28 protein-coding genes are annotated in these 26,638 nt (G+C 65.6%); 11 read left to right on the top strand and 17 right to left on the bottom strand.

The features are described from left to right. The first annotated feature begins 108 nt into the window (after nt 1-108). The 3 genes from AC4D2C_RS03675 to AC4D2C_RS03685 are packed head-to-tail and all read left to right on the top strand — an operon-like array spanning nt 109 to nt 2,791. A complete protein-coding gene (locus AC4D2C_RS03675; protein WP_490912680.1) occupies nt 109-831 on the top strand; it encodes a hypothetical protein in 723 nt (240 codons plus the stop codon). A 35-nt stretch (nt 832-866) separates the two neighbouring features. Next, on the top strand, nt 867-2,117 hold the full coding sequence (locus tag AC4D2C_RS03680; RefSeq protein WP_490912681.1) for a sensor histidine kinase: 1,251 nt from the start codon (nt 867-869) through the stop codon (nt 2,115-2,117). Then, complete coding sequence (locus tag AC4D2C_RS03685) at nt 2,114-2,791, top strand: response regulator (protein ID WP_490912683.1); 678 nt, start codon at nt 2,114-2,116, stop codon at nt 2,789-2,791. The genes AC4D2C_RS03680 and AC4D2C_RS03685 overlap by 4 nt, the downstream gene beginning before the upstream one ends. 65 nt (nt 2,792-2,856) lie before the next feature. On the opposite strand, the gene AC4D2C_RS03690 is transcribed toward AC4D2C_RS03685, so the two are convergent. The 4 genes from AC4D2C_RS03690 to AC4D2C_RS03705 all read right to left on the bottom strand — a co-directional run bounded on the left by AC4D2C_RS03690 (nt 2,857) and on the right by AC4D2C_RS03705 (nt 4,295). Further along, entirely contained in the window at nt 2,857-3,108 is a 252-nt protein-coding gene (locus AC4D2C_RS03690; RefSeq protein ID WP_490912685.1) for a helix-turn-helix transcriptional regulator, read from the bottom strand. A 1-nt stretch (nt 3,109) separates the two neighbouring features. Continuing rightward, nucleotides 3,110-3,577, bottom strand: coding sequence for a hypothetical protein (locus tag AC4D2C_RS03695; protein WP_490912687.1), 468 nt, complete (start codon nt 3,575-3,577; stop codon nt 3,110-3,112). Between the two features lie 144 nt (nt 3,578-3,721). Further along, nucleotides 3,722-3,943: a hypothetical protein gene (locus AC4D2C_RS03700; protein ID WP_490912689.1), complete on the bottom strand. Its 222-nt coding sequence runs from the start codon at nt 3,941-3,943 to the stop codon at nt 3,722-3,724. Between the two features lie 178 nt (nt 3,944-4,121). Next, on the bottom strand, nt 4,122-4,295 hold the full coding sequence (locus AC4D2C_RS03705) for a GntR family transcriptional regulator (RefSeq protein WP_490913032.1): 174 nt from the start codon (nt 4,293-4,295) through the stop codon (nt 4,122-4,124). Between the two features lie 203 nt (nt 4,296-4,498). On the opposite strand from AC4D2C_RS03705, the gene AC4D2C_RS03710 reads away from it, so the two are divergent. Beyond that, nucleotides 4,499-4,951 (top strand): DUF7793 family protein, encoded by a 453-nt coding sequence (locus AC4D2C_RS03710; protein WP_490912691.1) that lies wholly within the window; start codon nt 4,499-4,501, stop codon nt 4,949-4,951. Between the two features lie 88 nt (nt 4,952-5,039). Here the strand turns inward: AC4D2C_RS03710 and AC4D2C_RS03715 are convergent, their stop codons facing one another. Beyond that, nucleotides 5,040-5,636 (bottom strand): TetR/AcrR family transcriptional regulator, encoded by a 597-nt coding sequence (locus AC4D2C_RS03715; protein ID WP_490912692.1) that lies wholly within the window; start codon nt 5,634-5,636, stop codon nt 5,040-5,042. Between AC4D2C_RS03715 and AC4D2C_RS03720 the strand changes: the two genes are divergently transcribed. After that, complete coding sequence (locus AC4D2C_RS03720) at nt 5,635-6,258, top strand: hypothetical protein (RefSeq protein WP_490912694.1); 624 nt, start codon at nt 5,635-5,637, stop codon at nt 6,256-6,258. The genes AC4D2C_RS03715 and AC4D2C_RS03720 overlap by 2 nt on opposite strands. 35 nt (nt 6,259-6,293) lie before the next feature. On the opposite strand, the gene AC4D2C_RS03725 is transcribed toward AC4D2C_RS03720, so the two are convergent. The 5 genes from AC4D2C_RS03725 to AC4D2C_RS03745 form a co-directional block, all read right to left on the bottom strand. Continuing rightward, nucleotides 6,294-6,632 (bottom strand): hypothetical protein, encoded by a 339-nt coding sequence (locus tag AC4D2C_RS03725; protein WP_490912697.1) that lies wholly within the window; start codon nt 6,630-6,632, stop codon nt 6,294-6,296. Nucleotides 6,633-6,870: 238 nt separating this feature from the next. Further along, nucleotides 6,871-7,251 carry a cupin domain-containing protein gene (locus AC4D2C_RS03730; protein WP_490912698.1) on the bottom strand — a complete coding sequence of 127 codons (381 nt, stop codon included), beginning with the start codon at nt 7,249-7,251 and terminating at the stop codon, nt 6,871-6,873. 178 nt (nt 7,252-7,429) lie between these two features. Continuing rightward, nucleotides 7,430-9,217 carry a BCCT family transporter gene (locus tag AC4D2C_RS03735; protein WP_490912700.1) on the bottom strand — a complete coding sequence of 596 codons (1,788 nt, stop codon included), beginning with the start codon at nt 9,215-9,217 and terminating at the stop codon, nt 7,430-7,432. A 318-nt stretch (nt 9,218-9,535) separates the two neighbouring features. Then, complete coding sequence (locus AC4D2C_RS03740; protein ID WP_490912702.1) at nt 9,536-10,735, bottom strand: AI-2E family transporter; 1,200 nt, start codon at nt 10,733-10,735, stop codon at nt 9,536-9,538. Further along, nucleotides 10,732-11,733, bottom strand: a complete 1,002-nt coding sequence (locus tag AC4D2C_RS03745; RefSeq protein WP_490912704.1) for a DUF368 domain-containing protein — start codon at nt 11,731-11,733, stop codon at nt 10,732-10,734. Before AC4D2C_RS03745 ends, AC4D2C_RS03740 begins: the two co-directional genes overlap by 4 nt. Before the next feature lie 203 nt (nt 11,734-11,936). Here AC4D2C_RS03745 and AC4D2C_RS03750 point away from each other — a divergent pair, with 203 nt between their 5' ends. Both AC4D2C_RS03750 and AC4D2C_RS03755 read left to right on the top strand, forming a co-directional pair. Beyond that, a complete protein-coding gene (locus tag AC4D2C_RS03750) occupies nt 11,937-13,472 on the top strand; it encodes an LCP family protein (RefSeq protein ID WP_490912706.1) in 1,536 nt (511 codons plus the stop codon). Nucleotides 13,473-13,595: 123 nt separating this feature from the next. After that, a complete protein-coding gene (locus AC4D2C_RS03755; RefSeq protein ID WP_490908804.1) occupies nt 13,596-13,760 on the top strand; it encodes a hypothetical protein in 165 nt (54 codons plus the stop codon). Between the two features lie 206 nt (nt 13,761-13,966). Here AC4D2C_RS03755 and AC4D2C_RS03760 read toward each other — a convergent pair whose 3' ends face one another. Continuing rightward, complete coding sequence (locus AC4D2C_RS03760; RefSeq protein WP_490908805.1) at nt 13,967-14,143, bottom strand: CsbD family protein; 177 nt, start codon at nt 14,141-14,143, stop codon at nt 13,967-13,969. 340 nt (nt 14,144-14,483) lie between these two features. Here AC4D2C_RS03760 and AC4D2C_RS03765 point away from each other — a divergent pair, with 340 nt between their 5' ends. The 4 genes from AC4D2C_RS03765 (at nt 14,484) to AC4D2C_RS03780 (ending at nt 19,453) form a co-directional block, all read left to right on the top strand. Next, nucleotides 14,484-15,890, top strand: coding sequence for a hemolysin family protein (locus tag AC4D2C_RS03765; protein WP_490912707.1), 1,407 nt, complete (start codon nt 14,484-14,486; stop codon nt 15,888-15,890). Beyond that, nucleotides 15,887-16,927 carry a hemolysin family protein gene (locus AC4D2C_RS03770; RefSeq protein ID WP_490912709.1) on the top strand — a complete coding sequence of 347 codons (1,041 nt, stop codon included), beginning with the start codon at nt 15,887-15,889 and terminating at the stop codon, nt 16,925-16,927. Before AC4D2C_RS03765 ends, AC4D2C_RS03770 begins: the two co-directional genes overlap by 4 nt. Before the next feature lie 194 nt (nt 16,928-17,121). After that, nucleotides 17,122-18,066: an SMP-30/gluconolactonase/LRE family protein gene (locus AC4D2C_RS03775; protein ID WP_490912711.1), complete on the top strand. Its 945-nt coding sequence runs from the start codon at nt 17,122-17,124 to the stop codon at nt 18,064-18,066. Between the two features lie 376 nt (nt 18,067-18,442). Continuing rightward, a complete protein-coding gene (locus tag AC4D2C_RS03780; protein ID WP_490912712.1) occupies nt 18,443-19,453 on the top strand; it encodes a LacI family DNA-binding transcriptional regulator in 1,011 nt (336 codons plus the stop codon). A gap of 312 nt (nt 19,454-19,765) precedes the next feature. Here AC4D2C_RS03780 and AC4D2C_RS03785 read toward each other — a convergent pair whose 3' ends face one another. The 6 genes from AC4D2C_RS03785 to kdgD form a co-directional block, all read right to left on the bottom strand. Continuing rightward, nucleotides 19,766-20,458: a FadR/GntR family transcriptional regulator gene (locus tag AC4D2C_RS03785; RefSeq protein ID WP_490912714.1), complete on the bottom strand. Its 693-nt coding sequence runs from the start codon at nt 20,456-20,458 to the stop codon at nt 19,766-19,768. Then, on the bottom strand, nt 20,455-21,633 hold the full coding sequence (locus AC4D2C_RS03790) for an L-talarate/galactarate dehydratase (RefSeq protein WP_490912716.1): 1,179 nt from the start codon (nt 21,631-21,633) through the stop codon (nt 20,455-20,457). The genes AC4D2C_RS03785 and AC4D2C_RS03790 overlap by 4 nt, the downstream gene beginning before the upstream one ends. Before the next feature lie 76 nt (nt 21,634-21,709). Further along, nucleotides 21,710-22,630 (bottom strand): AEC family transporter, encoded by a 921-nt coding sequence (locus tag AC4D2C_RS03795; protein ID WP_490913034.1) that lies wholly within the window; start codon nt 22,628-22,630, stop codon nt 21,710-21,712. Between the two features lie 91 nt (nt 22,631-22,721). Continuing rightward, a complete protein-coding gene (locus AC4D2C_RS03800; RefSeq protein ID WP_490913036.1) occupies nt 22,722-23,990 on the bottom strand; it encodes an enolase C-terminal domain-like protein in 1,269 nt (422 codons plus the stop codon). A gap of 59 nt (nt 23,991-24,049) precedes the next feature. Next, on the bottom strand, nt 24,050-25,657 hold the full coding sequence (locus AC4D2C_RS03805) for an aldehyde dehydrogenase (NADP(+)) (protein ID WP_490912717.1): 1,608 nt from the start codon (nt 25,655-25,657) through the stop codon (nt 24,050-24,052). Nucleotides 25,658-25,666: 9 nt separating this feature from the next. Continuing rightward, entirely contained in the window at nt 25,667-26,581 is a 915-nt protein-coding gene (gene kdgD / locus AC4D2C_RS03810) for a 5-dehydro-4-deoxyglucarate dehydratase (RefSeq protein ID WP_490912719.1), read from the bottom strand. Between the last annotated feature and the right edge of the window lie 57 nt (nt 26,582-26,638).

The raw sequence follows: 26,638 nt of genomic DNA on the forward strand, positions 1-26,638 counted from the left end.
GAAGCCCGACGCGTGACCGCTCCCGCGAAGAACACTCCGAGGTTCGTCGACGTCCTCCTGTCCGAGTCCATCAAGCTCACGAGTCTTCGATCGACAGTCAGCCTTCTGGTGGCCATCGTCGTCCTCGGGGTCGCGATCAGTTCTGTCCTGGGTGTCACCGCGGAGAGCGCCGGGGTGCCGAGCGAGCCCTCGGTGGGCTTCATACTGGATCAGGTCACTATCGGAACCGTGTTGTTCGGGCAGCTCCTGGCGGGGGTTCTCGGGGTCCTGATCATCAGCGGTGAGTACTCGAGCGGGACGATCCAATCGACGCTCCTCGCGGTCCCTGGCAGAGGCACCGTCCTCGCCGCCAAAGCGGTCGTACTGTTCCTCATCGTGACCGCCGCAGCCCTGGTTGCGATGTTCGGCTCATGGGCCGTGACCTATCCGATGTTCACCGCCCTCGGGATCGAGGTGGGCCTGACGTCCGCCGGGGTGATGTCCGCGCTCATCGGCGGGTCGGTCTACATCGGCCTCTCGGCCGTTCTCGGTCTGGGCATCGGCGCCCTGTTGCGTTCTGTCGCTGCTGGGGTAGCGACTGTCATCTCGATAATCTTGCTGCTACCGATCGTATTGTCCGTCCTTCCTGCTTCATCGCTGGTCAGGAACTTCCACCTCCTGTCGATGTCGAAGGCCGGCGATGCAATGTCCAACGCCCCGGATGACGGAGGGATTTTCATGGATCTGGCAGACGGATACGTCAGCGCGGGTGCCGGCTGGCTCGTCGCAGCCACCTGGGCGGGTCTTTTCCTTCTCATGGGATTCATCCAGCTACGTCGTAAGGACGCCTGATCTTCGCGCAGAACAGATCGCGCGGCGCCCTGACTGTGGCGTCGCGCGATCGCAGCACCCCCCTTTGGACTCGTCCTGGTCGTGCGCAGATCACGGACACCCTCACCCTGACGTTGTATGCCGGCCTGGCCATCGGCATGGCGCTCCTGTCCTCCGAGCCACCGCACATCACGCCTTCATGGTCGATGGTCGTACTGGGCGTCGGCGGTCTCATGGTCCTCCTGACCCGTCGTGGCAATCCGGGCCTGACCTTCACCGCCGCGATGGTGCTGTCGGTGCTCTCCCTGGCCGGCGGTTCGGGTGCTGAATTACTGCTCGCCGTGATGGCGGTGTACACCGCCGGGGTGCACCGAACAGGAAGGGTCGGCTGGACCTATTTCGGTGTTGCCATGGTTTGCGGTGCGATAGGGGCGATGGCCTTGTCCGTTCGGGGGATCATCGGGCCGCCCATTCTGGGGTTGGCCCCGCGAGTCCTGACCAGGGATCCGCTGTTGGACTGGGCGAACGCCTATCTGATCATCGCCGCGGCACTGCTGATCGCGGCACTGCTCGGAATGAACGTGGGACACCGGCGACGCCATGTCGGCGAGCTCCTCGACCGAGCGGACAGACTGGCGCGCGAGCGGGATCAACAAGGAGAGATCGCCAGAGCCCTCGAGCGCGAACGCATTGCGCGCGAGATGCACGACGTCATCGCGCACAGCCTCTCAGTCATCATCGCCGTCTCCGACGGTGCGCACGCTGTCGCAGACGAACGCCCCGCTGAAGCGAAAGCAGCAATCGGACGAGTTGCCGAGACCGGCCGCCGAACCCTGGTGGAAGTGCGCCGCCTCCTCGGGGGTGTTCGAGGCGACGAGCAGAGTTCAGCGCAGGACCACACACCGCAACCGACTGCGTCCAACCTCACCGCGCTCGCAGCCGAGTTCGCATCAGCCGGACTGCCCGTACGACTCAGCGTGACAGGGGTGCCCTCGACCGACCCCGGTCTTGGCCTCACCGTTTATCGGATCGTGCAGGAATCACTGACGAACGTCCTCCGCCACGCCCGCGGGGTTGAAGACGTCACGGTGACGGTCATGTGGGCTACGGAAGCAGTGACTATCCTCGTCCGGGACACCGCACCGCCCGCGCCCGCGCCCGCACCAATGCCCTCGCCTACAGGCCGCGGCCTTCTCGGCATCCGGGAAAGAGCGACACTCTACGCTGGGACGGTGGAGGCCGGACCCCACGAAGATGGCGGGTGGCGCGTCTTCGTACGACTACGACGCGAGGAACCGCAACCATGAGCGACGACATACGGGTGTTGCTCGTCGACGACCAGGAACTCGTCCGCTACGGCTTCAGATTGATGCTGGACGTCAATCCCGGAATGGTCGTCGTGGGTGAAGCGTCCGACGGCGCACAAGCGGTCAGCGCTGTCGGCCGGCTCCAGCCCGACGTCGTACTCATGGATATCCGCATGCCGGGAATCGGCGGCATCGAAGCAACCGAACGCATCACTCGTCTCCATCCGGACACCCGCGTCCTTGTCGTCACCACCTACGACATCGACGAATACGCTTTCGGTGCGCTCGAGGCCGGGGCGGCCGGCTTCCTGCTGAAGGACACCCGCCCTGACGATCTCGTAGCCGCAATACGCGCCATTCATTCCGGAGACGCTGCCGTGTCCCCACGCATCACCGCGAAACTCATCCAGATCGCCGCGCCGCACCTCCTTGCGCATCGGACCACCAAGGCAGACGACGACGCACTGTCCGAGCTCACTGCACGGGAACGCGAGATCTTCGTCCTCATCGGTCAAGGCGAGACCAACAGCGAAATCGCAGCGACTCTGTACCTCAGCGAGTCGACCGTCAAGGCAAACGTCGGGCGGGTGCTCTCCAAACTCGGCCTCCGCAACCGAGTTGAAGCGGTCATCCGCGCCTACGAAACCGGTGTCGTCGGCCAGCAACCCACGTAACACGAACCCCACTGCTTCCCGTCACCGACGGGACCCTCAACTCGCACCAGCCACGGCGGTGGTGCTCATGCCTGGGAATCCACGGAGGTGGCGGATGCGTCTGCGGCCGCTCCCACGGAGGATGCGTCGTCGGGAAAGAAGAGCTCTTCGATGGACGTCCCGAAGATCGCCGCCAGCCGGAAGGCCAGCGGCAATGACGGATCGAAGCGCCCGCGCTCGATGGAGATGATCGTCTGACGGGAGACGCCGAGCTCGTCGGCGAGCTTCTGCTGGGACCACTGAAGCCGCGTGCGGGATTCATTGACCAGGTTCCGCACGTCAGCCTCGGTATCGCTGGAGCAGGTAACGTACCGCGACCGAGAGGAAGGCCAGGGCGACGACGGCGGCCAGCAGGAGACTGGGGTCCAGGACGAATTCCTCCGGGATGAAGGAAAGGACGGTCGCGGTGACTCCGGCGACAAGGACGATATCCGTCAAGGCCCCGGCAGCTGCCTTCTCGTACCAGCCCGCCTCCACGGACTCCTCCGGTCGCTCGGCAGCGCCCGTCATGGTCGACCGGTCGACCACGAGGAGGTAGGCCAGCATCGTCGAAGGGGGTGCGAGGCAGACGGCGAACACTGCTCCTACAAGCACGGGGTCGGATCCACCGACACCGAGCATGGCAGCCAGAACACCGAGCAGGGCGCCGATCACGATCCCGCACGGGAGAGCGATCGCCATGGCCGGGTACCGCCCTGCTCCGAAGGTCGTGCGACCCCACTTCGTGCGTACGCCCTGATCCGTCATCGCTGCCCCCTCGTATGTACATGTCGCTTTACATAGTCCAGTGTGCTTTACATGATGCTGGCCGTCAACAGGTGCGGTATCCGCCTGCCGCAGGGGGTGGTCAGCCTGGCCAGAGGTACGCATGGAGGGCGCGAACCAAGGAAGCTAGGCGGTCGTGGTGGTGGTCCAGCCGGCGATCTTGTTCGGTCCTAGCTCGAGGGCCGGAGTGGGGTTGGTGCCCTCGGTCGGGGTGGCGAGGAGGCGTCCGCCGGTGATGAGGGCTGCGAGGGCACCGTGGAGGAGGCTGAGGGCGGCGGTGACGCCCATCATGGTCCGCGGATCGGGGGCAAGCAGTGGGTCCGTGAGTCCGACCTGGCCGCTGAGCATGACGGGGAGCGACGCGGTGGTGAAGACGGAAATGGCCGAGAGGGCCGCAATGAAAAGCCGGCGCCCCCATCCGGTGAGTCTGCCGGACCGCTTCAGCTCAGGGTGAGCGCGAGGGCGCCGAGGAGCACCCCGGTTGTGGGTAGGAACACGCCGAGCCAGAACCACGGATCTGACTCGGTCACGGGCGAGGTGTTCTATCCGTCTCCGGGGCTATGACGACAGCGCCGCGTCCCCGGCGTAACTCGATCAGGCCCTGGTGACGCAGGTCCTGATAGGCGTGCAGAACTGTGCGCAGACTTGCGCCCAGCGATGCGCCGAGTGCTTTGGCCGCCGGCAGGCGTCCCTCGGGCAGGTGGCATCACGGGCTGTCGGGAGGACGCCGGCTGCTGCTTCGCACCTTGGTTTCCCGGTGGTCGAAGCTGGCGGGGAGCAGGGCTGGTCAGTAGAATCAGGGACTGGTTCTTTCCGACTGGTCTCACAATGCTGATGCGTTGAGTTGGTGTACCGACGCTGCCTCGGTAGTGCTGCGCCCCCTGTCGACCGAGGAAGAGTCCTGTGATCAACGCCTACACCTTCGATGACCGCTTCGACGTCGTCCGTTTCGAGCGGTGCGCCGTCTCTGTGCGTGCCAAGGCGGATGTCTCCATCTCGAAAGCGGACGCGCTCATGATCCTGAGGCGCAGCTTCGAGCTGACGGACAATCGGCAGTACGTCGTCCTACTCGTGGTCGACCACATCATGAACATCAGCGCCGACGCCCGCCAGGTGCTGTCCTCGTCGCGGAACATCCTCGCCGCGGCGATGCTCGGTCAGGGGGCGATGGACGAGGTGCTCGCAGCCCCCTATCTGCGTGCCGTGTATCCGGGTGAGTACTTCACTGAGGAAACCCTGGCGCTGCAGTGGTTGAGCATGATGCACGATCTCGTGTGCGCGGATCCTGTTCCGCACGCCCTCAGTCTCACCGTCGACCTCGACCCATTCCGCCCGAGGAAGCGGCGAGCAGCCTGAATCGGTCGCACCTCTGCTGATCGCGCGGTGCGCAGTGCATACGGTGCGCGGTGAGTACAGTGCTTTCTCCTGGAAGTCACGATGTGATTCACGCAGCGACCATGGCGAGGGAGTCGAGATGGCGGGCGAGTTCCTTCGACGCCCAGCCCGTGTCTTCGTTCCTGCGTTGCCGGATGAGGTGAAGAGCAAGCCCGTCGATCACGGCGTGGGTGCGCGCTGCCTCGGCCACCGGGTCAAGCCCGCTGTATCTGGAATCCGCCGTGAGCAGTTCGAGAAACTTCAAGCACCCTCCCCGTAGGTCCTGATGCGCCCGATCGTATGCGGGCTGTAGCACCGGATCAGTGAAGGCAAGAACCCCTACCGAGAGGAAGACTTCCATCTCCACGCGTCGCTCGGCGTCGAGCGGTAGGAGTTGGGAGAAGTATTCCTCCACCGTCTGCCGCATGGATGAAGCACGTTCGATCGCGGCGATGCGATCCAGAACCCTCTGACGGACGAGGTCCAGCACGTAGACGCGCAGGGATTCCTGCGTCGGGAACAGGTAGCGCAATGATCCGGCCGCTATGCCGGCCTCCCCTGCGACATTACGGACGGAGAGCTTGGTGATCCCGTCACGCACGACGACCCGCCAGGCGGCCTCTCCGACCAGCCGTTCCCGTGCTGGTTTGTCGATCAACTTGGGCATGACCCTCATTTTGGCACGATCGTGTGATAACTTCGTGGCACGGTCGTACCAAAAAGGGGGAATCGTGATCCTGGGTGTCATCATCGCGTGCGAGGTCGGCTTCTGGGTCGCCGTTCTTTCCGGTCTGGCAGCCCGATACATCCTCGGCGCCAGACGGCTCGGAGCTGTCCTGCTCCTCTGCGCTCCACTGATCGATGTGGTGCTTCTGGTGGCAGTCACCGTCCACCTGTCGACGGGTGCTACGGCTTCCTGGCACCATGGCCTAGCCGCGCTCTACATCGGGTTCTCCGTGACGTACGGCCACCGGATGGTTGCTTGGGCTGATACGCGATTTGCCCATCGGTTTGCCGGTGGTCCCGCACCGTCGAGGATCACCGGGGCGCAGTACACACAGCGGTGCTGGGCTGACTTCCTGCGAACGCTCGGGGCTGCTCTGATCGCCGGAGGAATCCTCGCCGCAATAACCTGGTGGATCGATGACCCGGTTCGCACCGAAGCAATGACCGGGTGGAATGGCATCCTCGGAATCGCTGTCGCCGCCGAGTTCATCTGGGCACTGAGCTACACCCTTTGGCCGCGCAGGTCGGCCCCATCCACCGCCATGAGCGCCTCCTCGCCCTGATCGCCGGCGCGTGAATGACGTCGTCGAAGCGCATCTCATCCACGGCGGAGTCTCTGGGCTGCGGAGCGGTAGGCCACTGAAGCCAACCACGTCGTGAGGGCGAACGCCATGATGCTGGTGAGGGTGAGGGCCCAGTGCAGGCCGAAGGACACCAGGCCGAGAGAGATGCTGAACAGCGCCATGCAACTGACGACGATACCGACCAGGGCCAACCCGGCCAGCAGCCCCATGCTCCTGAATCGGATGCCGGTTTCTCTCTGGATCAGATAGATGATCACGAACACCATGGCCAGGACGAGCCCACCTGTCGCCGGCGAGTCGTAGTTCTCGCCGGGAGATGGCGCGGCCGCTGCGCCGACCCACCACGCAGCCACTGCTCCGAAACCTGCAAGGAGCAACCAGGGGACCCGGTTACACCGGCATCGTCGTGCGCGTGCCCGTCTCCGCGAACTCGTCTGGCACGCGCACGACGATGAAGACGAGATGTTCCTCGTGATCTCAGGAGACCTGCGGATCGAAATCGAAGGACAGAAGGACGTAGAACTGGGCATCACGGTTCCAGGCTCCATCCCCATCGAAGAGCAAGTGAACCACCTCAACTGACGAGCTCATTCAGGACCAGACATAGTCGACCTCTGTGATCGAGTCGGTGGCATAGACGTAGATGAACTCGAGGGGGCCGTCGCCCGTGTTGCGGATGCTGTGTTCTTCATCCGACGGGATGTAGACGCCTGAGCCGGCCCGTACTGTGTGGTCTTTGCCCGCCAGGCTCACCACCCCTTCGCCGGTGAGCACCTGATACACCTCGGCGGCGGCATGGCGGTGAAGACTCAGCCAGCCGCCCGGCCCGAGGTGAGCGACACCCGAGCAAAGCTGCGTGGTCGACGTGGTGCCGTCCCCGATCAGGGTCCTGAACGAGATGCGGCCTCGGGCGTCCGACCAGATTTCCTGCGTCGCTTCGTCGATATGCCTGACGGTGGGTGCGGTGGTCATGATGTCGAACTCCTGGATACGCGTGCTGCTTCGGCATGAACGTATCAAGGCAATGGTCTGGTGTGACCAGGATGTGTGGAGGTACTGCCCCTTGCCACATGCACTCGGGCTGCCTGGTATGGCCTCGGCCTGTCCTGCCCGCCCAGCAGGCCGAGGGACGAACCGACAATGAACAGGCTCAGGCAGGCGGGACAGGATTCGACCTCGGGGCATCCCGGGTGCTGTCCGCGAGTGCGCTCGTGGGCTCCTGCTCCCGGGTGTAGTCCGCCAGGTGTTCCTGGACCTGCCGTTCGACCTGGTCCGACATCGACTCGTTGACCTGGTCGCTGACGCGGTCCGCCATCGCCGCGGCAGCGGCCTTGCGCTGCGCGGCCTGCCACGCCCGGTGCTCGCCATGGAAGGCTCTGGCGGTAGCGACGCACATGAGGAGCATGACGACGCTGAATGGCAGGGCTGTGAGGATGGCCGCGGTCTGGATCGAGCTGAGTCCGGTGTCGCCCACCAACAGCAGGGCGATGGCGACCAGCGCTGCAAGAACCGCCCAGAATACGCGGATCCAGTTCCGCGGGTTCGAGTCACCGCCCGTGGAGATCATGCTCATCACCAGGGCTCCCGAGTCCGCCGAGGTGATGAAGAAGATGGCGATCAGGAGGATGGCGCCGATCAGCAACGCCGGACCGCCGGGAAGGCTACCGAGAAGCCCGAACAGCGCGTTCTCGGTGTCCACGGAGCCGTCATCCGCGATCAGGCCACCCTGCCCGAAGATCTCGCGGTAGATCGCGGACCCACCCATGACGGAGAACCACAGGAATCCGAGCGTCGTGGGGACGAGGAGGACGCCGGCGACGAACTCCCGTACCGTCCGTCCCTTGGAGATGCGGGCGATGAAGATCCCGACGAAAGGCGCCCATGACATCCACCAGCCCCAGTAGAAGGTGGTCCAGGAAGCCTGCCATGCCTCACCTTCCGCGCCGGAGAACGCCAGCGTGTTGAACGTGAGGCCGACGACGTTCTGCAGATAATGGCCGATCGACTGGACGAACTCGCGCAGGAGGAACAGGGTGGGGCCGGCGAAGAGCACCACGAGCAGCAGCAGCGCTGCGAGCACGAGGTTGATGTTGGAGAGCCACTTCATCCCCTTCCCGACGCCGGAGACGACCGACACGATGGTCAGGGTGGTGATGCAGAGGATCAGCCCCACCTGCGTCGCCTCGGTGGCCGCGAGGATGTTGGCGCTCTCCAGGCCGGAGGATATCTGGAGGACACCGAGTCCGAGGGATGTCGCGACTCCGAACAGGGTTCCGACAAGGGCGACGACGTCGATCGCGTGGCCCCAACCACCCCTGACGCGATCACCCAGGAGTGGTTCGAGGGTCCAACGGATCGAGATGGGCCGGCCACGCCGGTGGACGGCATAGGCGATGGAGAGGCCGACGACGACGTAGATGCTCCACGCGTGAAGTCCCCAGTGGAGGAAGGTCTGCGTGATGGCCTGCTGGCCCAACTGGATGTCGGAACCGGTGACTCCAGGACGAGGGCTCGCGAAGTGATTGAGCGGTTCGGCCACCCCCCAGAACACCAGACCGATACCCATGCCTGCCGCGAAGAGGAGCGCGAACCAGGACATGGTGGAGAACTCGGGCTTGTCCTCGTCCTTGCCGAGGCGGATGTCACCGTAACGGCTGAATCCGACCCAGAGGGCGAACACGACGAAGAAGGCCACGAGGGCCACGTAGTACCAGCCGAACGCACCGATGACGTTCTTCTGGATGCCCGCGAAGAGCGAGGAGGCCGTGTCCGGTGCGATGAGGGCGAACGCAACGAAAAGTACGATCAGCACCGACGCTGGAATGAATACCGGCAACGCCAGTCGCGCCCTTGATGCGGTGATGGTTCCCGCTGCCTCGGCCGGGCGCTGGGGCGGGCTGATGGCGGCTTCATCCCGCGACTTGATGCTCACTGTCATGCTCCTTCTGAGGTGTGTGGACGACCCGCAGCCATGAATCCTGTGTCAGCCGGGATCGTTTCGGACCGGCATCCAGCGTAGCGATCGTGTCCTCAACCGGAACCGTCCAGAGGGGCGCAGACACCGCTCCGGTTCCTGTCAGGAGTCATCTCCGACCATCAGCCACTCCTATGGATCGGTGTCAGGACGGCGCACACCGGTAGCACGGGCCGTCCCGGGCGAGGGCGGAAGGATGTGAGCCAATCGTTATGTCGGGACCCTGCTGCGCGGACCCGGAGCCTCATTGCCCCTGGGTCGGGGATGTGGACGCCGAGGCGATCATGAATCGGAGGTCGCGGCTTCGGTCTCGGTCCTCATGAGGTCTTCACCCGCGTCCGTGTGGGGTGTCGAGGCGGATTCGAGGACCTGTTCCCGCGCGTACTGAAAGGCGACCATCGCGACGGCTATGACGGGCGTAGCCAGGAATGCTCCGACGATTCCGAAGAGGGATCCGCCGGCGGTCACTCCGGTCAGGACCACAGCGGGGTGCAGTTTGAGGGACTTGCCGACCAGGATCGGCTGCAGCACGTTGCTTTCGAGCTGCTGCACCAGCAGCACGATGCCAAGAACGATCAGTGCGGTGACCCAGCCGTCGGAGAGCAGTGCCACGAGTACCGCAAGGAATCCGGTGATTACTGCTCCGATGACGGGAAGGAAGCCGCCGAAGAAGATCAGGACTGCCAGGGGCAGGGCGAGTGGGACGCCGAGAACCGCGAGGCCGACTCCGATGAACAGGGCGTCGACGAGCGCTACGGCCGCCTGCGAGGACACGTAGGCGGATAGTGCCCTCCAGCTTCTGGAGAGGACCTCGGCGGCGTGGACGAACACCGTGCCGGTCGTCCACCGCAGCATCCAACCTGAGAAATGGTCGCCGTCCTTGAGGCAGAAGAACGTCAGGACAAGACTCAGGAGCGTCGTCACCGTAATCGACCCGACCGTGCCGAGGCCTGAGGAGACCTGACTGTAGATCGCGCCTACGTTCTCGCGAAGCCATGCCAGGGCCGAGGTGAGCAGTTCGTCGACGTCAGGGACGGCGAAGGGCAGGGTCTCGGCGAAGTCGCCGAGGTTCCGTATGTTGTCCACGGCCTGTATCGAAAGATCCCGCACGCCGTCGATGGAGAGAACCGCGGCGGTCCACCCGACTCCGAGTGCTGCGGCCAGCAGGGCGATCACCGTGATCGCGGCGGCGGCCGCGGCAGGCAGAACGCGACGGAGCAGCTTGTTGACGGGCCACAGGATCGAGGAAAGGAGCAGGGCGAGAATCAGTGGGAGGACGACGACCCACAGTGCCGACAGGAGGTAGAACAGGCCCGCGACCGTGATCGCGATGATGAGGATCCGCCCGAGGACCGCTGTCGTCGTCGTCAGTGCCGCCAGCACCGCACCGCTGCGGATTCGCTGCATCATGGCGCGCGACGTCGTGGCTCCCGGACGATGTTCCCCGCGGTCCTTCTCCTCAGGCTCGGGCTGCACGGTCATGCTTGTCCTCCGGACACCGGGCCGGCGTTCCTGGAGCGGTCCCGCCACCACAGGGCGAGCACCACCAGTGCGCCTGCCAGGAAGGTGAGCGCAGGACCCGCCCAATCTCCTGCAGCCGGTGCCAGGAGGGTGCTTCCGTCCTGCCACGGCCAGAGGGCCCGGAGCGAACCGAGGATGAGGCCGGTAGCGACCAGAAGAACCGCGCGTCGGTGAACACGCAGGAGGAAGGTGAGCAGTTGCACCACCGAGACGAGTCCGAGGAGTGCGCCGGTGACGAAGAGAGCCAGGTAGCCTCCCTCGCGTGCGCTGACTGCGGCCAGGGTCGGTTCGTACATTCCGAAGGTAAGCAGGACGAAGGATCCGGAGAGCCCGGGAAGCGCCAGGGCGCAGACTGCGGCGGCCCCGCTGAGGACGATGACCCAGCCGGATGGCTCTTCCACCGCGAGGGTGGGCAGACCCAGGAGCAGGAAAACGCCCACCGCGACGACGAGGACGACGGCCGGCCCGGAGAACAAGCCGGAGAACAGTGTCACTGGCCTGTGGTGAGGACGGGAGGGGCCGGAGGCGCGGATCATGCTGATCGGGACCAGCAGGCTCGCGGAGACCATGCCGAGGAACAATGCCTTTGAGATGACAGGTTCCGTCTCGACGAAGGAATGCAGGGGACCGGACAGAGCGAACAGCGCCAGGAACATGCCGACGGCCAGCGGCAGGATCAGCGGCCACTCCACGCCGGCGAAAACACCGGCGAATCGAGATGCGGCCGCTGACCGACCACGGCGGCCGCCCATCCGCGTGAGGGTGAGAACGGCGCCCCGGATGAGGTTGTGCGCCGAGACGACGAGGCGGTCATAGATCCCCAGGACGAGCGCGACCGTGCCACCGGAGACGCCTGGCACCAGCTCGACCAGGCCTATCAGGGCGCCTCGTGCGGCGTGCCCGGCAGTCGACGCCAGTCGGTTCTTCGGGCTGTGCGCGGTCGACGAGGAAGGAGTCACTGTTTCTACGGTACGCACCCGGTCCGTTCGGCGTCGAACCCGGCATCGAGGATGACCGACCCGTGACGGAATCGATGACGAAGCGCGACTCGGATACGGTCTCCCAGTCGACGTCCATACCCGACTGCTATCGTGGCAGCCCGTATCGCCCGGTCTGCACGGTCCTGCCTGCGCGGACGGACCCCGACTCGGAGGAAACACGCTTGACCAGCGAACCAGATCACGCTTCAGGCCCTGCCACTGACCGGCGCCTGGCCTACCCCGAGCAGGGCCGCCTCGTAGCGGCGACCTCGGCCCCCTTGCAACCTCCACGCCCGCGTTGGCTTCGCCTCGTCTCCCTCATCGCCCTCAGCGCAGTGACTGCCGTCGTCGTGTTCGCCGGTTACTGGACCGTTCGGCTGGTCACGAACGTCGACTCGTTCGATCTCAATGCCGGTGGTGGTCGCACCGAGGGTGTCGCGGACGACCGGACGGACCGGTTGCAGATTCTGGTCCTGGGGTCGGACACCAGAAGTGGTCCCAACGCGGAGTATGGCTCCGAGGACGATGCGGAAGGGTACGGACAGTCGGATGTCATGATGCTGCTCGACCTCGCGGAGGACAACTCGGTTGTCAACGTCCTGAGCTTCCCGCGAGACCTTCTGGTCGATATCCCCTCCTGCGTCGATGGGCGGACCGGTCGACAGTTCGAGGAGCGGCCGGGCTCCATGATCAACAGCGCGATGCACGACGCGGGCCCGGGGTGCGCGGTCGACACGGTCAATGAACTGACCGGGCTGGAGATCGACCACTTCATGCTGGCGGACTTCCACGCTGTGACCGAGCTCTCCAATGCCGTGGGCGGGGTGGACGTTTGCGTCACCGAGGCCATCGATGAACCCAAATCAGGTCTCAAACTACCCGCGGGTACCTCCAGCGTGCAGGGGGAGCAAGCCCTGGCTTTCCTCCGTGCGCGGGCTGCTTTCGGCGACGGAGGTGATCTCGGCAGGATTCAGGCCCAGCAGGCTTTCCTCGGATCGCTGACCCGCAAGATGAAAGATGAGGGAACACTACGGAACCCTCAGCGCATCCTCGCGATCGCGGACGCACTGACCAGCAACCTCTCGGTCGATAGCGGGCTCGCCTCCATCCCCGCCATGGTGACCATCGCCGATCGGATGAAGGACATCGATCCGGGAAAGGTCAACTTCATCGCAGTGCCCACAGTCCCCGCAGCCGATCCCAACCGCCTCGCCCTCGACGCGCCGATCGCCGCCGGACTCTTCACCGCGCTGCGCGCCGATGCTGACCTGACCGTGGCCGCGGCCGGCACCACCGACGATGAGGGCGCCGGACAACCATCCGCCGGGGACGCGCCCGGTCAGGGCGAGGGGCCGGCGCCGGGTCTGGTACCCGTGACCGTCGCGGACGGTAGCGGCGGCACGGCCACCGGTGCGACCTTGTGGCCCCAGCTCCAGGCCGCCGGGTTCACCCAGGTGCAGGACATCCCGGCGCCACCCACGCCGCTGACCGGGGTCTACTACAGCGACGGCTACGCTGACGCCGCGAACACCCTCGCCGCAGCACTCGGTATCCCCGCGCACGTCGTTTCACCGGATGAATCCGTGAACGGCATCCAGGTCTACCTCGGGAACGACGCCCGGGATGGCATCGACAAGCTCAAAGCCCCTGACGTCACGGGCACGATCAACCAGACGGCCGACCAGGTGTCCTGCCAGGACACCAATCCGTTCGGCTAGGACCCCTGCACTCCATCACGCACAGCAACCGTCGGGGCATCAGAACTGTCACGGCTCGAAGCGGACGGGGCGCCGGCTACGACCGATTCGGGGTTGAGCCAGGTGGCCCGACATACTGGAACCATGAAATCCCTACTGATCGTTCTCGCCCTCGTCGCCCTCGTCCTGCTCATTCTCGGCGTAGCAGTCGAGACCCTGAAGTTCCTGCTCTACGTAGGGCTGGTCGTTCTCGTCGCATCCGTGGCCCTCTTCCTGGTGCAGCGCGTCCGATCCGGGGCACGCCGCTAGGCATCCGTCCGGAACCTGAGACCCGCTGAGCCTTGCCGCTCTCGCTGGGCCCCAGGTCCGCGGAACACCCGAATCGATTCACCGCGCGTATGCCGCTGACGACACCGGGCCGAGGGATCGGGCGGGCAGAACAAAGGGAGCGCACCTGGTCGGTACGCTCCCTTTCGTGCTCACTGACTCACGGCGGTTAGCGCTGCCCGGTGTGGTCAGTCTTTCTTGAAGACGTCCTTGACCTTCTCGCCGGCCTGCTTGAGGTCGCCCTTTGCCTGGTCGCCCTGTCCTTCGGCCCTGAGGTTCTCATCGCCGGTGGCGTTGCCGGCGGCTTCCTTGCCCTGTCCGCCGAGCTTCTGGGCGGCGTTGCTGATCTTGTCGTCGAGTCCCATGATGTTCTCCCTACGGTTGACTTCAGTGGTCGACCGGCCGATAGGCCGACTATCCTACTCTAGGCACACCCGGCTCGGAAAAGCGGACCACAGCTCACAGGCTGCCGCCCCGCTCCAGGCCTTCGTTCTTGATCTTGAGCTATCGGCTTAAGAGCGCCAGCACCCAGCCAGTGCAGGGCAGGGATGGTAGGGCGTCCCCTGGATCGTCCTTCTCCCATCCACTTCTCATCCAGCGTTGGTATGATTTTGTGCATCATGGACGACCCTCCTTCACATAGACCCGTGCCCCTCACCTGCCTGACCGCCGGACCGCCGGCCGATCGAGGATGGGGGGCGCACCATGTATGAGTTGGTCATGATCGGCGTCGGCCTGATCCTCACTGTCGGCACCGGCATGTTCGTGGCCTCCGAATTCGCCCTCGTGAACCTCGACCGAGGCGATCTGGAAGCCCGCGACGCTCGCGGTGAAAAGGGCCTGAAGCCTACTATCAAGGCGTTGAAGATCACCTCGACGCACCTCTCGAGCGCCCAGCTCGGCATCACCTTGACCACGCTGCTCACCGGGTACACGTTCGAGCCCGCCATCAGTTCGCTGCTCCGCGGTCCACTGCTCGGTGCGGGCGTCCCCGAATCGATCGTGCCCGGCATCGGCGCGGTCGTGGGGATCTTCCTGGCCACCGTGTTCTCCATGGTCATCGGTGAGCTCGTGCCGAAGAACTTCGCCCTGGCCCTGCCGCGGCAGACGGCGAAGTTCGTCGTCCCGTTCCAGGCCCTGTTCACCATGGTCCTGAAACCCGTGATCCTGCTGTTCAACAACACTGCGAACAAGATCATCCGCTCCTTCGGTATCGAACCGAAGGAGGAACTCTCCGGGGCACGCAGTGCCGAGGAACTCTCGTCCCTGGTGCGCCGCTCAGCCCTCGAGGGGTCCCTGGATCAGGACCACGCCGAACTCCTGCACCGCACCCTGCTGTTCTCGGACCACACGGCCGATGACGTCATGACACCCAGGGTGCGTATGACGTCCGTGCGGTTCTCCGACACCGCCGCTGACATCATCGCGACAGCCGTCAGCACCGGGTACTCCCGCTTTCCTGTCATCGGGCAGGACAATGACGACATCCGTGGCGTCATCCACCTCAAGCAGGCCTTCGCGGTCCCCCTGGACGCACGGCACATCGTGACCGCCGACAAGCTGATGGTCGAGCCCCTGCGGGTGCCGGAGTCCATGAGCGTGGACACACTCCTCGGTCTCCTTCGCGGACAGGGCTTGCAGGTCGCGATCGTCACCGACGAACACGGTGGCACCGCGGGCATCGTGACCCTCGAGGACCTCATCGAGGAGATCGTCGGTGAGCTGGAGGACGAACACGACCGCGCGCACGTGGGCGTGATCCGCACCGGTAAATCCGTCACGTTCGACGCGTCACTGCGCCCGGACGAGCTGAAGGAACGCACCGGTATCGACGTGCCCGAGGGCGAGGACTACGACACCATCGCCGGGTACATGACCGACGTCCTGGACCGCATGCCCGAACTCGGCGACGAGGTCGACCTCGACGGCGAGACACTGGACGGTGCGAACCTCGACCGCGGGACCCTGCGGGTCGAGCGTGTCGTCGGGTCACACGTGGAACGCATCCGCTTCACCCCGGCCGAGCCGGCCCAGTCCTCGAACACCCCGAATGGCCCGAAGAACGCCCACGACCAAGTCGTCGAACGTATCGTGAAGGACGCCGCCCGATGAGTGAGTACCTGCCCGGCATCATCTGGCTGTTCATCCTGCTGGCCGCCAACGCCTTCTTCGTCGGCGCGGAATTCGCCGTCATCTCCGCCCGCCGCTCCCAGATAGAGCCGAAGGCCGACGCGGGCAGCAAAGCCGCGAAAACCACGCTCTGGGCGATGGAACACGCCACGCTGATGCTGGCCACCAGCCAGCTCGGCATCACCGTGTGCTCCTTGGTGATCCTGAACGTCTCCGAACCGGCGATCCACCACCTCCTCGAATACCCGCTGGCACTGACCCCGATCCCACCCGAAGCCATCGGCGTGATCGCGTTCGTCGTGGCCCTGCTCCTGGTCACGTTCCTGCACGTGGTCCTCGGTGAGATGGTCCCGAAGAACATCTCCTTCTCCGTCCCCACCCGGGCAGCCCTGCTCCTCGCACCCCCGCTGGTGTTCGTGTCGAAGGTCGTCAAACCCGTCATCTGGACCCTCAATGGCATCGCCAACGGCATCCTGCGCCTGTTCAAGGTCGAACCGAAGAACGAGGCGACCAGCGCGTTCACCCTCGACGAGGTCGCGACCATCGTGGAGCAGTCCACGAAGGAAGGCCTCCTCGCCGATGGCAGCGGAACCCTGACCAACGCCTTCGAGTTCACCTCGAAGACCGTCGCCGACGTCGAAGTGCCCATCCAGGACATCGTGCACCTGCCCGAAACCGCGAGCCCCGCCGACATCCAGGGAACCGTCGACGCGCACGGGTACTCCCGCTACATCCTCACCGTCTCCGGCGAACCGGTCGGTTACGTGCACCTCAAGGACGTCATGGACCTCACCACACCCGAGGCCTTCACTCAACCGATCCCACAAAAACGTATCCGCCGGCTCGCCTCCGCATACCGCAGCAGCGACCTCGAAGACGCCCTGGCAACCATGCGCCGGACCGGCGCACACATCGCCCGAGTCTTCGACGCCGAAGGTAACACCACCGGCATGCTCTTCCTCGAGGACATCCTCGAAGAACTCGTCGGCGAAGTACAGGACGCCACCAGCAGCGTCTAGGCAGAACACCGTCGGGCGGCACAGGGACGGCCCCAACCGGTCCTGTGCCGCCCGACGCGGTCGGTCGCTCGAACGTCCGATAAAGTCGCCTGTCAAGGCAGAACACGGAACCAAGGCTGCATAGCACCATGCCAGGGGGCATCGCTTCCAGTGCGCCAGCGGTCCCATCGGCACCGACATCCTAGGGGATACACATGACGTCGACACCTCTACTCGAGCGGGGCGCCGAGCTGCGACGGGTAGCCACCGGTACCCTCTGGGCGGAAGGGCCGGTGTGGCTGCCGGAGCGCCGCGCTGTCCGCTTCAGCGACATCCCCAACAACCGGATCGTCGAGTTCAGCGAGGAGACGGGCGACCTGACGGTCTTCCGGGACGATGCGGAGTTCGCCAACGGCCGCACCCTCGATCTCGAGGGAAACGTGGTGGAGTGCTCACACGGTCGCCGTGCCGTCCAGCGTGATCTCTCGGTACGGCCGGGCGACAGCCCCGCGCCGAGGACGCTGGTCGACCGGTTCGGGAGCGTACGGCTGAATTCCCCCAATGACGTCGTCGTGAAGTCCGACGGGACCATCTGGTTCAGTGACCCGTCCTACGGGATCATGCGGCCCGACGAGGGGCACGCCGGCGAGGAGGAGTACGGGGACCGGTACGTGTTCCGCTTCGACCCGCGCGATGGCTCCGTCGTGCCCGTCGTGATCGACGTCGAAGCTCCCAACGGACTCGCGTTCTCCCCGGACGAAAAGACACTGTACGTCGCGGATTCGTCCGTGTCCCCAGCGAGCGGCGAAGTGGACGCGGACCGGCCGGTAGGGCACGCGATCCACGCCTACGACGTCCATGGGGGCCGGCACGCGAAGAACGGCAGCGTCTTCACCGAGGTCTCGCCCGGGTTGCCGGACGGGATCCGTGTCGACGAGCACGGCAACGTGTGGAGTTCGAGCCTGGATGCCGTCCAGGTCTTCGCGCCTTCCGGGGAGCGGATCCTGCGGATCGCGGTACCGGAGAGGATCGGCAACCTGTGCTTCGGTGGCGACGACGGTCGCACCCTTTACATTGCGGCCAGCTCCAGCCTCTACCGCATCCGCACCACGACCCGGGACGCCGTCCACGTCGCGCGCAAGGCCGCCACCGCCCGATAGTCGTGCCGGTTACCGCCCAGCTCGGTGCTATCACGAGTATTCCAGGGTGACATTCCGCTGCACGCGCGGCCGCCGCCAACCCGAAACAGGCCGCTGGGGGCGCTCGGTCCCAGTATGGAGACGGGAAGGCGGGGGTGCTGACGACATGCAGGCTTTTGCGGTTCCGCCATCATCGGACAGGAATGCGATCCCGATCGGAGTAGCAGAGAAAGCGCTTACCATTCGCTCGTCCGCCGGGTCATCCATTCTGCCCCATGCAACAATGGCCCTTTCAAGGATCGTCAGGACGCGTAACCGCAGCGGTTGGCCGCCCGTATCTTCAGGAGTTGAAGCGATGTCGGCACCGGTGAGTAGAAGTCCCGCGACACTGCACGACGTGGCACGGGAAGCGGGCGTCTCGCTCGCCACGGCGTCGAGGTCCCTGAACGGCAGTGCGCGCAAGGTCAACGAGGCGTACCGGCAGCGCGTCGTCGAGGCGGCGCAGCGGCTGGGCTACACGACGAACCTCTTCGCCCAGGCGGTGGCCAAGGGCACCACCACCACGGCCGCTCTCCTGGTGTCGGACATCGCCGACCCCTACTTCTCCAGTATCGCCGCCGGCGTGATCGATGCGGCCAGCGAGGAAGGTCTCGTGGTCACGATCGCCGTGACCGGTCGTGACGCGCAGCGGGAGCTGGCCATCGTGCGGGCACTGCGCGGACAGCGGCCTCGCGTGATGATCCTCGCCGGCTCGAGGTCCTCGGGCTCCGCGTTCGAGGAGCAGCTCCGCGAAGAGCTCTCCTCCTTCGAGGACATGGGCGGCAAGGTCGCGTTCATCAGCCAGGACGCGGCGCCGTTCGCCACCGTGCTCCTTGACAACTTCGGCGGAGCCCGGAACCTGGCCGTCACTCTCGTGGAGCTCGGCTACCGGGACATCGGAGTGGTGGCCGGGCCGCCGGAGATCCGGACGGCAGCGGATCGGCTTGCCGGTTTCATGGCAGGACTCGCCGACCACGGTATCTCCGTGCCGCCCGAGCGCATCATCCACTCGGACTTCACGCGCGACGGCGGTTACCGTGGCACCGAGCAGCTGCTTGCCTCGGGGGCGTCGGTGGACCTGGTGTTCGCCGTCAACGACGTCATGGCCGTGGGCGTCGTCTCCGCCCTGCGCGACGCCGGGATCGAACCCGGCACGGAGATCGCTGTCGCCGGCTACGACGACATCCCGACCGTCCGTGACATCACGCCGGCGCTGACCACGGTGCGCATCCCCCTCGAGGACGTCGGACGGCGCGCCCTCCAGTTGGCGACCGGAACCGCCTACGACGCCCGAGGCGAGGACACCGGTGATGGCCCTGCGCCGATTCCCACCGAGACGATCATCCGGGGAAGTACGCCCCGACGGTAGTCCGGACAGAGGACCGCATCCGGGTGTCGAACCTGCGGATACCAGGGTTGTGAATGCCACACCGTGCCGGACTCATTGGCGGCACGACAGGATGGCGGTCCGCCACCTGGAACTGCACGACATCTACTACCCGCGCTCAGGCCCGCGCCCCGTCCGTCGAGCGGCGCGCCGGCCTCGGACCCGGACGGAACGAGCCGATCATCCGGTCCCTGCTCACCGGCATCGATTCCGGGCGCCTCCCGCTTCTGGACAATCTGCTTCGCCTGATTCGCGGCCGGCACCGAGTTCCCGGAACAGGAGAAGGGCTCCTGGTCACTCAGCGCGAATCGGAGCTAGGCGTGCCCGCGAGTTCGACAGGTGTGTCCGCATTGCAGCTGCGCTGCCCTGGGGATCCCTGCGTTGAATGGCGTCATGAACCGCCTGGTGCTCATCGAGCACGCGACCGTAGTGGGCACCCTGTGCTTCTGGACCGCTGTGCATCAGACGAGTCTGAGGCATTGCGATCATCGTCGTTCCGAGGGACTCGAGCAGGTCGAGGTAGAAGCGGTTGTTCGCGGCGATGGCGATACGGCGGTGGAACTCGTAATCAGCCGTGACGGCTGCAGACGGTTTCTGCCGTGACGCAGCGAAGGCATTCAGGGCGTCACCGATAGCCCCCAGCTGCGCCGTGGACCGGCGTTGCGCAGCCAGAGCGGCTGTCTCCGTCTCCAGGCCTATGCGGAAATCCAGCAGATCAAGGCGGTCCTGGTGGCTGTGCGCCTCCTGGACCGGTGCGGTGAAGGGGCGGCCGCTCGGGCGGGTCAGGACGTACGTGCCCTTCCCCCGGTACTTCTCGACAAGTCCGGCGGTCTGCAGCCGGGACAAGGCTTCCCGGATCACGGTGCGGCTGACCCTGAATTCCTGCTCGAGTGCGCTTTCGGCCGGCAGTTTGTCTCCAGGGTGCAGCTGCCCGCTGATGATCTGCTGTCGGAGTGAATCGGCGACGGTGGTGCTGAGGTTGCTCATTTCCTCCCGAACTCTACGGTGTCGGTGACCCAGGCACGGGCCTGAGCGCTGAGCGTGAAGCCGAGGCCCGGGCGGTCGGGGACGATCATGCGTCCCTGATGGGTTTCGAGGCGTTCGTTGAACAGCGGGTTCAACCATTCGAAGTGCTCCACCCATGGCTCCCGGGGGTAGGTGGCCGCGAGGTGCAGGTGGATCTCCATGGCGAAGTGCGGGGCCAGCTGCAGTCCCGCCTGATCGGCCAGGGCGGCGAGTCGAAGGAAGGGTGTGATGCCTCCGATGCGCGGGGCGTCGGGCTGGATGATGTCGACGGATCGGTTTTCGATGAGGCTGATGTGTTCGCTGACGCTGGAGAGCATCTCGCCGGTCGCGATCGAGGTGTCGAGAGCCTGGGCGAGTTGGGCGTGGCCCTCGGCGTCGTAGGCATCCAGGGGTTCTTCGATCCAGACCAGGTCGAACTGTTCGAGGGTTCGGCCCATGCGCATGGCAGTCGGCCGGTCCCACTGCTGATTCGCATCCACCATCAGCGGGACGTCCGCTCCGAGGTGCTCGCGGATCGCCGTGACACGTGAGAGATCGACCCGGGAATCCGGGTGGCCGACCTTGATCTTGATGCCACCGATACCCTCCTGGAGGGATTGTGTGGCGCGTTCCTTCACTTCATCGATCGGAGCCTGAAGAAAGCCACCGGAGGTGTTGTAGGTCTGCACCGAGTCGCGATAGGCGCCTAGCAGTTTCGCCAGGGGTAAACCGGCCCGCTTCGCTTTCAGGTCATAGAGGGCGATGTCGAGGGCGGCGATGGCTTGGGTTGCAACCCCGCTACGCCCGACCGACGCACCTGCCCAGAGGAGCTTCTGGTAGAGCCGACCGATGTCGCTGGGGTCTTCGCCGAGGAGGTTGTCGGCGATCTCCCTGGCGTGGGCGTACTGTGCAGGGCCGCCGGCGCGTTTTGAGTAGCTGAAGCCGATGCCGTGGTGGTCGCTTTCGGTGGTGACCTCGGCGAAGAGGAACACGATCTCCGTCATCGGCTTCTGCCGACCTGTGAGGACCTTGGCATCACTGATCGGGGTGGGCAGCGGCAGCGTCAGGGTCGATAGCTTGACGTGTCGGATGCGGTCTGTGGTTGCAACTCCTCCTGATAGGCCGGCAAGGGGGTTCTGAAATCTGGTGTCGGTCATGAATCATCCTTCGTCGGCAGACTTGGTGGCATGCATCGTCCACCTATAGTACAGGTTTTCAACCTGTCATACAGGTTTAGGAAAGGACCGCTGCCGTCACCAGGAGGGCAGGGATGGCACCGACCGAGGAGAGGAGGACGACGTCCCGGGCCGTAGCGACACCCTGGTCGTACCGGCTCGCGAACATGAAGACGTTCTGCGCCGTGGGTAGGGCGGCCATGAGAACGGCACCGAAGACGAGTTCATTGTCGAGCCCGAAGATGACAGCAGCCGCTACGTAGGCGATCGCCGGCATGACGAGTGACTTCAGGACGGTGGCGGTGAGGATGTCGACCCGGTGTGTCCGTTTCGTCAACGGTGAGCTCCCATGGAGGGACATCCCGAAAGCCAGGAGGACCAGCGGCACTGCGGCGCCCCCGAGGAGTAGAAGCGGTTCCCAGACGACGTTCGGCAGCTCCATCCCGGTCCAGGACAAGGCGACTCCGATAAAGGACGCGATGATCATAGGGTTCCGGAAGGGCTGGCTCAGGATGCGTTGCAGGGAGGGTGCCTGCCCGGAGGTGAGATCGAGCAGGGCCAGGTAGGCCGGGGCGAGAATCAGCAGCTGCAGGAGCAGCACCGGCACAACGGGGGTCGCGTTGCCCAGGGCGTAGACGGCGATGGGGATGCCGATGTTGTTCGCGTTGACATAGGAGCTGGACATCGCGCCGATGGCGGTTTCTGCTGCGGGCCGGCGGAAGAAGATCCTGCTTGCCAGAACATACAGAGCTGCGGTGCCGAGCGCCGAGATGACGGCCACAGGAACGTAGGCGGAGAAGATCTCCGCGATGTCCGCTTCGGCGAGGACGGTGAGGAGCAGGGCGGGGTTGGTGATGAAGAATGCGATCTGTGTGAGTGTCTGCGGCGCTGTCGGGCCACCGACCTGCAGGCGGCCGGCGATGTAGCCGACGACGATGACGATCCCGACAATGGTGAATCCTGCAAGGACCCCCGTCACCGCTGTGCCCTGGGTGGACTGGTGGCCGCCCCGGCCCTGCGGTCGGTGCAAGGGCGGGGCGGCACTCCCGGCCGCTCGCTCGTGTCGGTGGTCAACGAACGAGGCAGGGTTTCTTCGGGTCGAACTGCCAGTCCGGTACGAGGTACTGCATGGCGGCAGCGTCGTCGCGGGACCCCAGGCCGTGCTCGAGGTAGAGCTCGTGTGCGGCCTTGAGAGCGTCGCGGTCGAGGTCGATGCCGAGGCCCGGGCGCTGCGGGACGGTGATGTAGCCGTCCTTGATGGCAAGGGGTTCCTTGGTGAGGGGCTGTCCGTCCTGCCAGATCCAGTGCGTATCCAGGGCCGTGATTCTGCCCGGTGCTGCTGCCCCTGCATGCGTGAACATGGCCAGGGAGATGTCGAAGTGGTTGTTGGAGTGTGATCCCCAGGTCAGGCCGAAGTCGTTGCAGAGCTGGGCGACGCGGACCGAGCCCTGCATGGTCCAGAAGTGGGGGTCGGCGAGGGGGATGTCGACGGCGTTGGAGCGGATGGCGTGGGCCATCTGGCGCCAATCCGTGGCGATCATGTTCGTGGCTGTCTGCAGGCCAGTGGCGCGCTTGAATTCGGCCATCGTCTCCCGGCCGGAGAAGCCTCCTTCTGGCCCGACGGGGTCCTCGGCGTAGGCAAGGACCGAGTGCAGGTCCGAGCAGAGCTCGATGGCGTCCTTCAGCAGCCAGCCCCCGTTGGGGTCCAACGTGATGCGTGCCTCGGGGAAGCGCGCGGCCAGAGCCTTGACGGCCTCGACTTCCTCGGCTCCCGAGAGGACCCCGCCCTTGAGCTTGAAGTCCTGGAACCCGTACCTGGCATGGGCGGCCTCGGCGAGAGCGACGATCGCTTCGGGCGTCATTGCCTCCTCGCGCCGCAGCCGACCCCAGGCATCGGACGTGTCATCGCCACTGATGTACGGGAGATCGGTTGTGGTGCGGTCGGCGATGTAGAAGAGGTAGCCGAGCATCTGGACGCGCTCGCGTTGCTGGCCCTCGCCGAGGAGTTCCGCGACCGGCACGTCGAGGTGCTGGCCCATGAGGTCGAGCAGCGCTGATTCGAGGGCGGTGACAGCGTGGATGGTGGTGCGCAGGTCGAAGGTCTGCGCACCACGGCCCCCGGCGTCGCGGTCGGCGAACCTCTCGGACACCTGGCGCAGCAGTTGCCGGTAGCGTGCGATCGACTGCCCGGCCAGCAGCTCACCGGCCTCCTCGATCGTCGTGCGGATCGCCTCCCCGCCGGGCACCTCCCCGAGGCCGGTGCGCCCGGCCGAGTCGGTGATGATGGCGATGTTGCGCGTGAAGTACGGTCCGTGCGCGCCGCTGAGGTTGAGCAGCATACTGTCGTACCCGGCGACGGGGACGACCTCGACCGAGGCGACGGTCGGCGTGGACGAGGTCACTGGTTGCCCTCCGTGATGACGGTGCCGTCAACGCGGCGGTTCAGCTTCCACGGGTTGGCTTCCTGCAGGGGTGCGGGCAGCAGCTCGTCGGGGATGTTCTGGTAGCTGACGGGCCGCTGGAACCGCATGATCGCAAGCGACCCGACGGATGTGGAGCGGGAGTCCGAGGTGGCAGGGTATGGTCCGCCGTGCACCATGGCGTGTCCTACCTCGACCCCGGTCGGCCAGCTGTTGAAGAGGATGCGACCCACCCGGCGTTCCAGGACGGACAGCAGGGGGGCGATCGCAGTGTTGTCCGACGACGTGGCATGGACCGTTGCGGTCAGTTGCCCTTCGAGTGCCTCGGCGGCGGCGAGGAGCTCGTCCTCGCTGCTGTAGCGGACGAAGATCCCGGCGGCGCCGAAGACCTCCTCCTGGAGGCGCAGGTTGTTCGTGAAGGTGTCCGTGGTGGTGGCGAACAGGACCGCGCCCGGGGCGTTCTCGGTGGGGCCGGGCTGGCCTTCGGCAACGACGTCGACGTCGGACTCCTTGCGGAGCTTGGATACGCCGGCCGCGCACGCTTCGGCGATACCGCGGGTGAGCATCGTTGTTCCCTGTGTTGCCTGGAGCGCTTTGGATGCCGCTGCGACGAACAGGTCGCCTCGGGCGTCTGCGGGCACGAAGACCAGGCCCGGATTGGTACAGAACTGACCGGACCCCATGGTCAGGGACCCGACAAGCCCCGACGCGAGGGCATCGACGTCGTCCTCGATCGCCCCGGGGAAGACGAAGACCGGGTTGATCGAGGACATCTCCGCGTACACGGGGATCGGTTCGGGCCGGGCGGCGGCGGTTGCCATGATGGCGGTGCCGCCCCCTCGGGATCCGGTGAAACCGACGGCCTTGATGTTGGGATCGGCGACGAGTGCCTGCCCGACGGACGTTCCGGCGCCGAAGATGAGGGAGAAGACTCCGGCCGGAAGACCGGACTCCTCGACCGCGCGGGCGATGGCGTGGCCCACGAGTTCCGCGGTTCCGGGGTGTGCGTTGTGCGCCTTGACGACCACGGGGCAGCCGGCGGCGAGGGCGGACGCGGTGTCGCCGCCACCGGTGGAGAATGCGAGGGGGAAGTTGCTGGCCCCGAAGACCGCGACCGGGCCGAGCCCGATGTGGCGCTGCCGGATATCCAGGCGGGGGAGGGGGGCGCGGTCAGGTATGGCCGGGTCGATGCGGGCCTGGACGTGATCGCCCTGCCGGACGACGCCGGCGAAGAGGCGCATCTGTCCTACCGTGCGGGCGCGTTCGCCCTCGATGCGGCCGGCGGGGAGGCCGGTCTCGAGGACGGCCCGCTCGGTCAGCTCAGAGCCGAGGGCGTCGATGTTGTCGGCAATGCGTTCGAGGAACGCGGCACGCTCGGTGGGCGTCGTGGCGCGGTAGGCGTCGAAGGCGGCGGCCGCGGCAGCGGTAGCTTCGGCGAGTTGCTCGCCGTCAATCAGGCTGATGACCGGTTCGAGCTTTTCGTTGGTGGCCGGGTTGACCGCCTGCGCGGAACCGCCCTGTCCCTGGACGGGTCGGCCGGCGATGAGGGACCGACCTGTGATGGTGGGGCTTGAGGTGGTGGTCATGGCGGGCTCCTAGCTGATCTTCTTGATCAGGGTGGACAGTTCGTGCTGGTCGGCTTCGGTGAGGTTCTGCAGCGGTGGGCGCACAGGGCCGCCGTTGCGACCTACCGCGTCCAGTCCGCCCTTGATGATGCTCACCCCGTAGCCCTTCACCCGATCCCGGATGTCAAGGTAGGGGATGACGAAGTCGTTGAGCTTCGCGTACACGGCAGGCCTGTCCTGGGCGATGACATCACGGTAGAACGCGAGAGCGAATTCCGGGACGAAGTTGAACATCGCCGACGAGTAGGTGCTCACTCCCAGTTGCAGCAGGGGCAGCGCGAAGGTCTCTGCCGTGGGAAGGCCACCGATGTAGGTGAGGCGTTCACCGACCCTGGCGTAGATGCGGGTCATCTGCTCGATGTTCCCGATGCCGTCCTTGAACCCGATCAGGTTCGGATTGCGCTCGGCGAGGATTGCGACCGAGCGGTCGTTGAGGACAGCGTTCGCACGGCTGTACACGATGACGCCAAGGGACGTTGCGGCGCAGACAGCGCTGACGTGCTCGATCAGCCCATCCTGGTCCGCTTCGGTCAGGTAGGGCGGCATCAGCAGGATTCCGTCGGCTCCGGCCTGCTCGGCTGATCGAACATGTTCGATGGCCGAGAAGGTCCCGCCGGTAGCCGATGCGATGACGGGCACCTTGCCGCCGATCTCGTCGACCGCGACGCGTACGACCCGGTCCATCTCCGCGGTCGTCAGGGAGAAGCCTTCGCCGGTGCCGCCGGCAGCGAACAGACCTGCGACGTCGAAGTCGGACTGCCACGCCAGGTGATCCCGGTACCGCGCCTCGTCGAACTGCAGCTCCTGGTCGAAGTGCGTGACAGGAAAGGAGAGCAGACCCGACTTGATGCGTTGTGCCAGCTCGGAGGGATTCAGGTGAGCCACGAGGAGATCCTTCGGTAGAGGTGGCGCGTCCATCGGAGGCACCGGGAGGTTCGATAG

Source organism: Arthrobacter sp. TJ-240 (assembly GCF_058269195.1).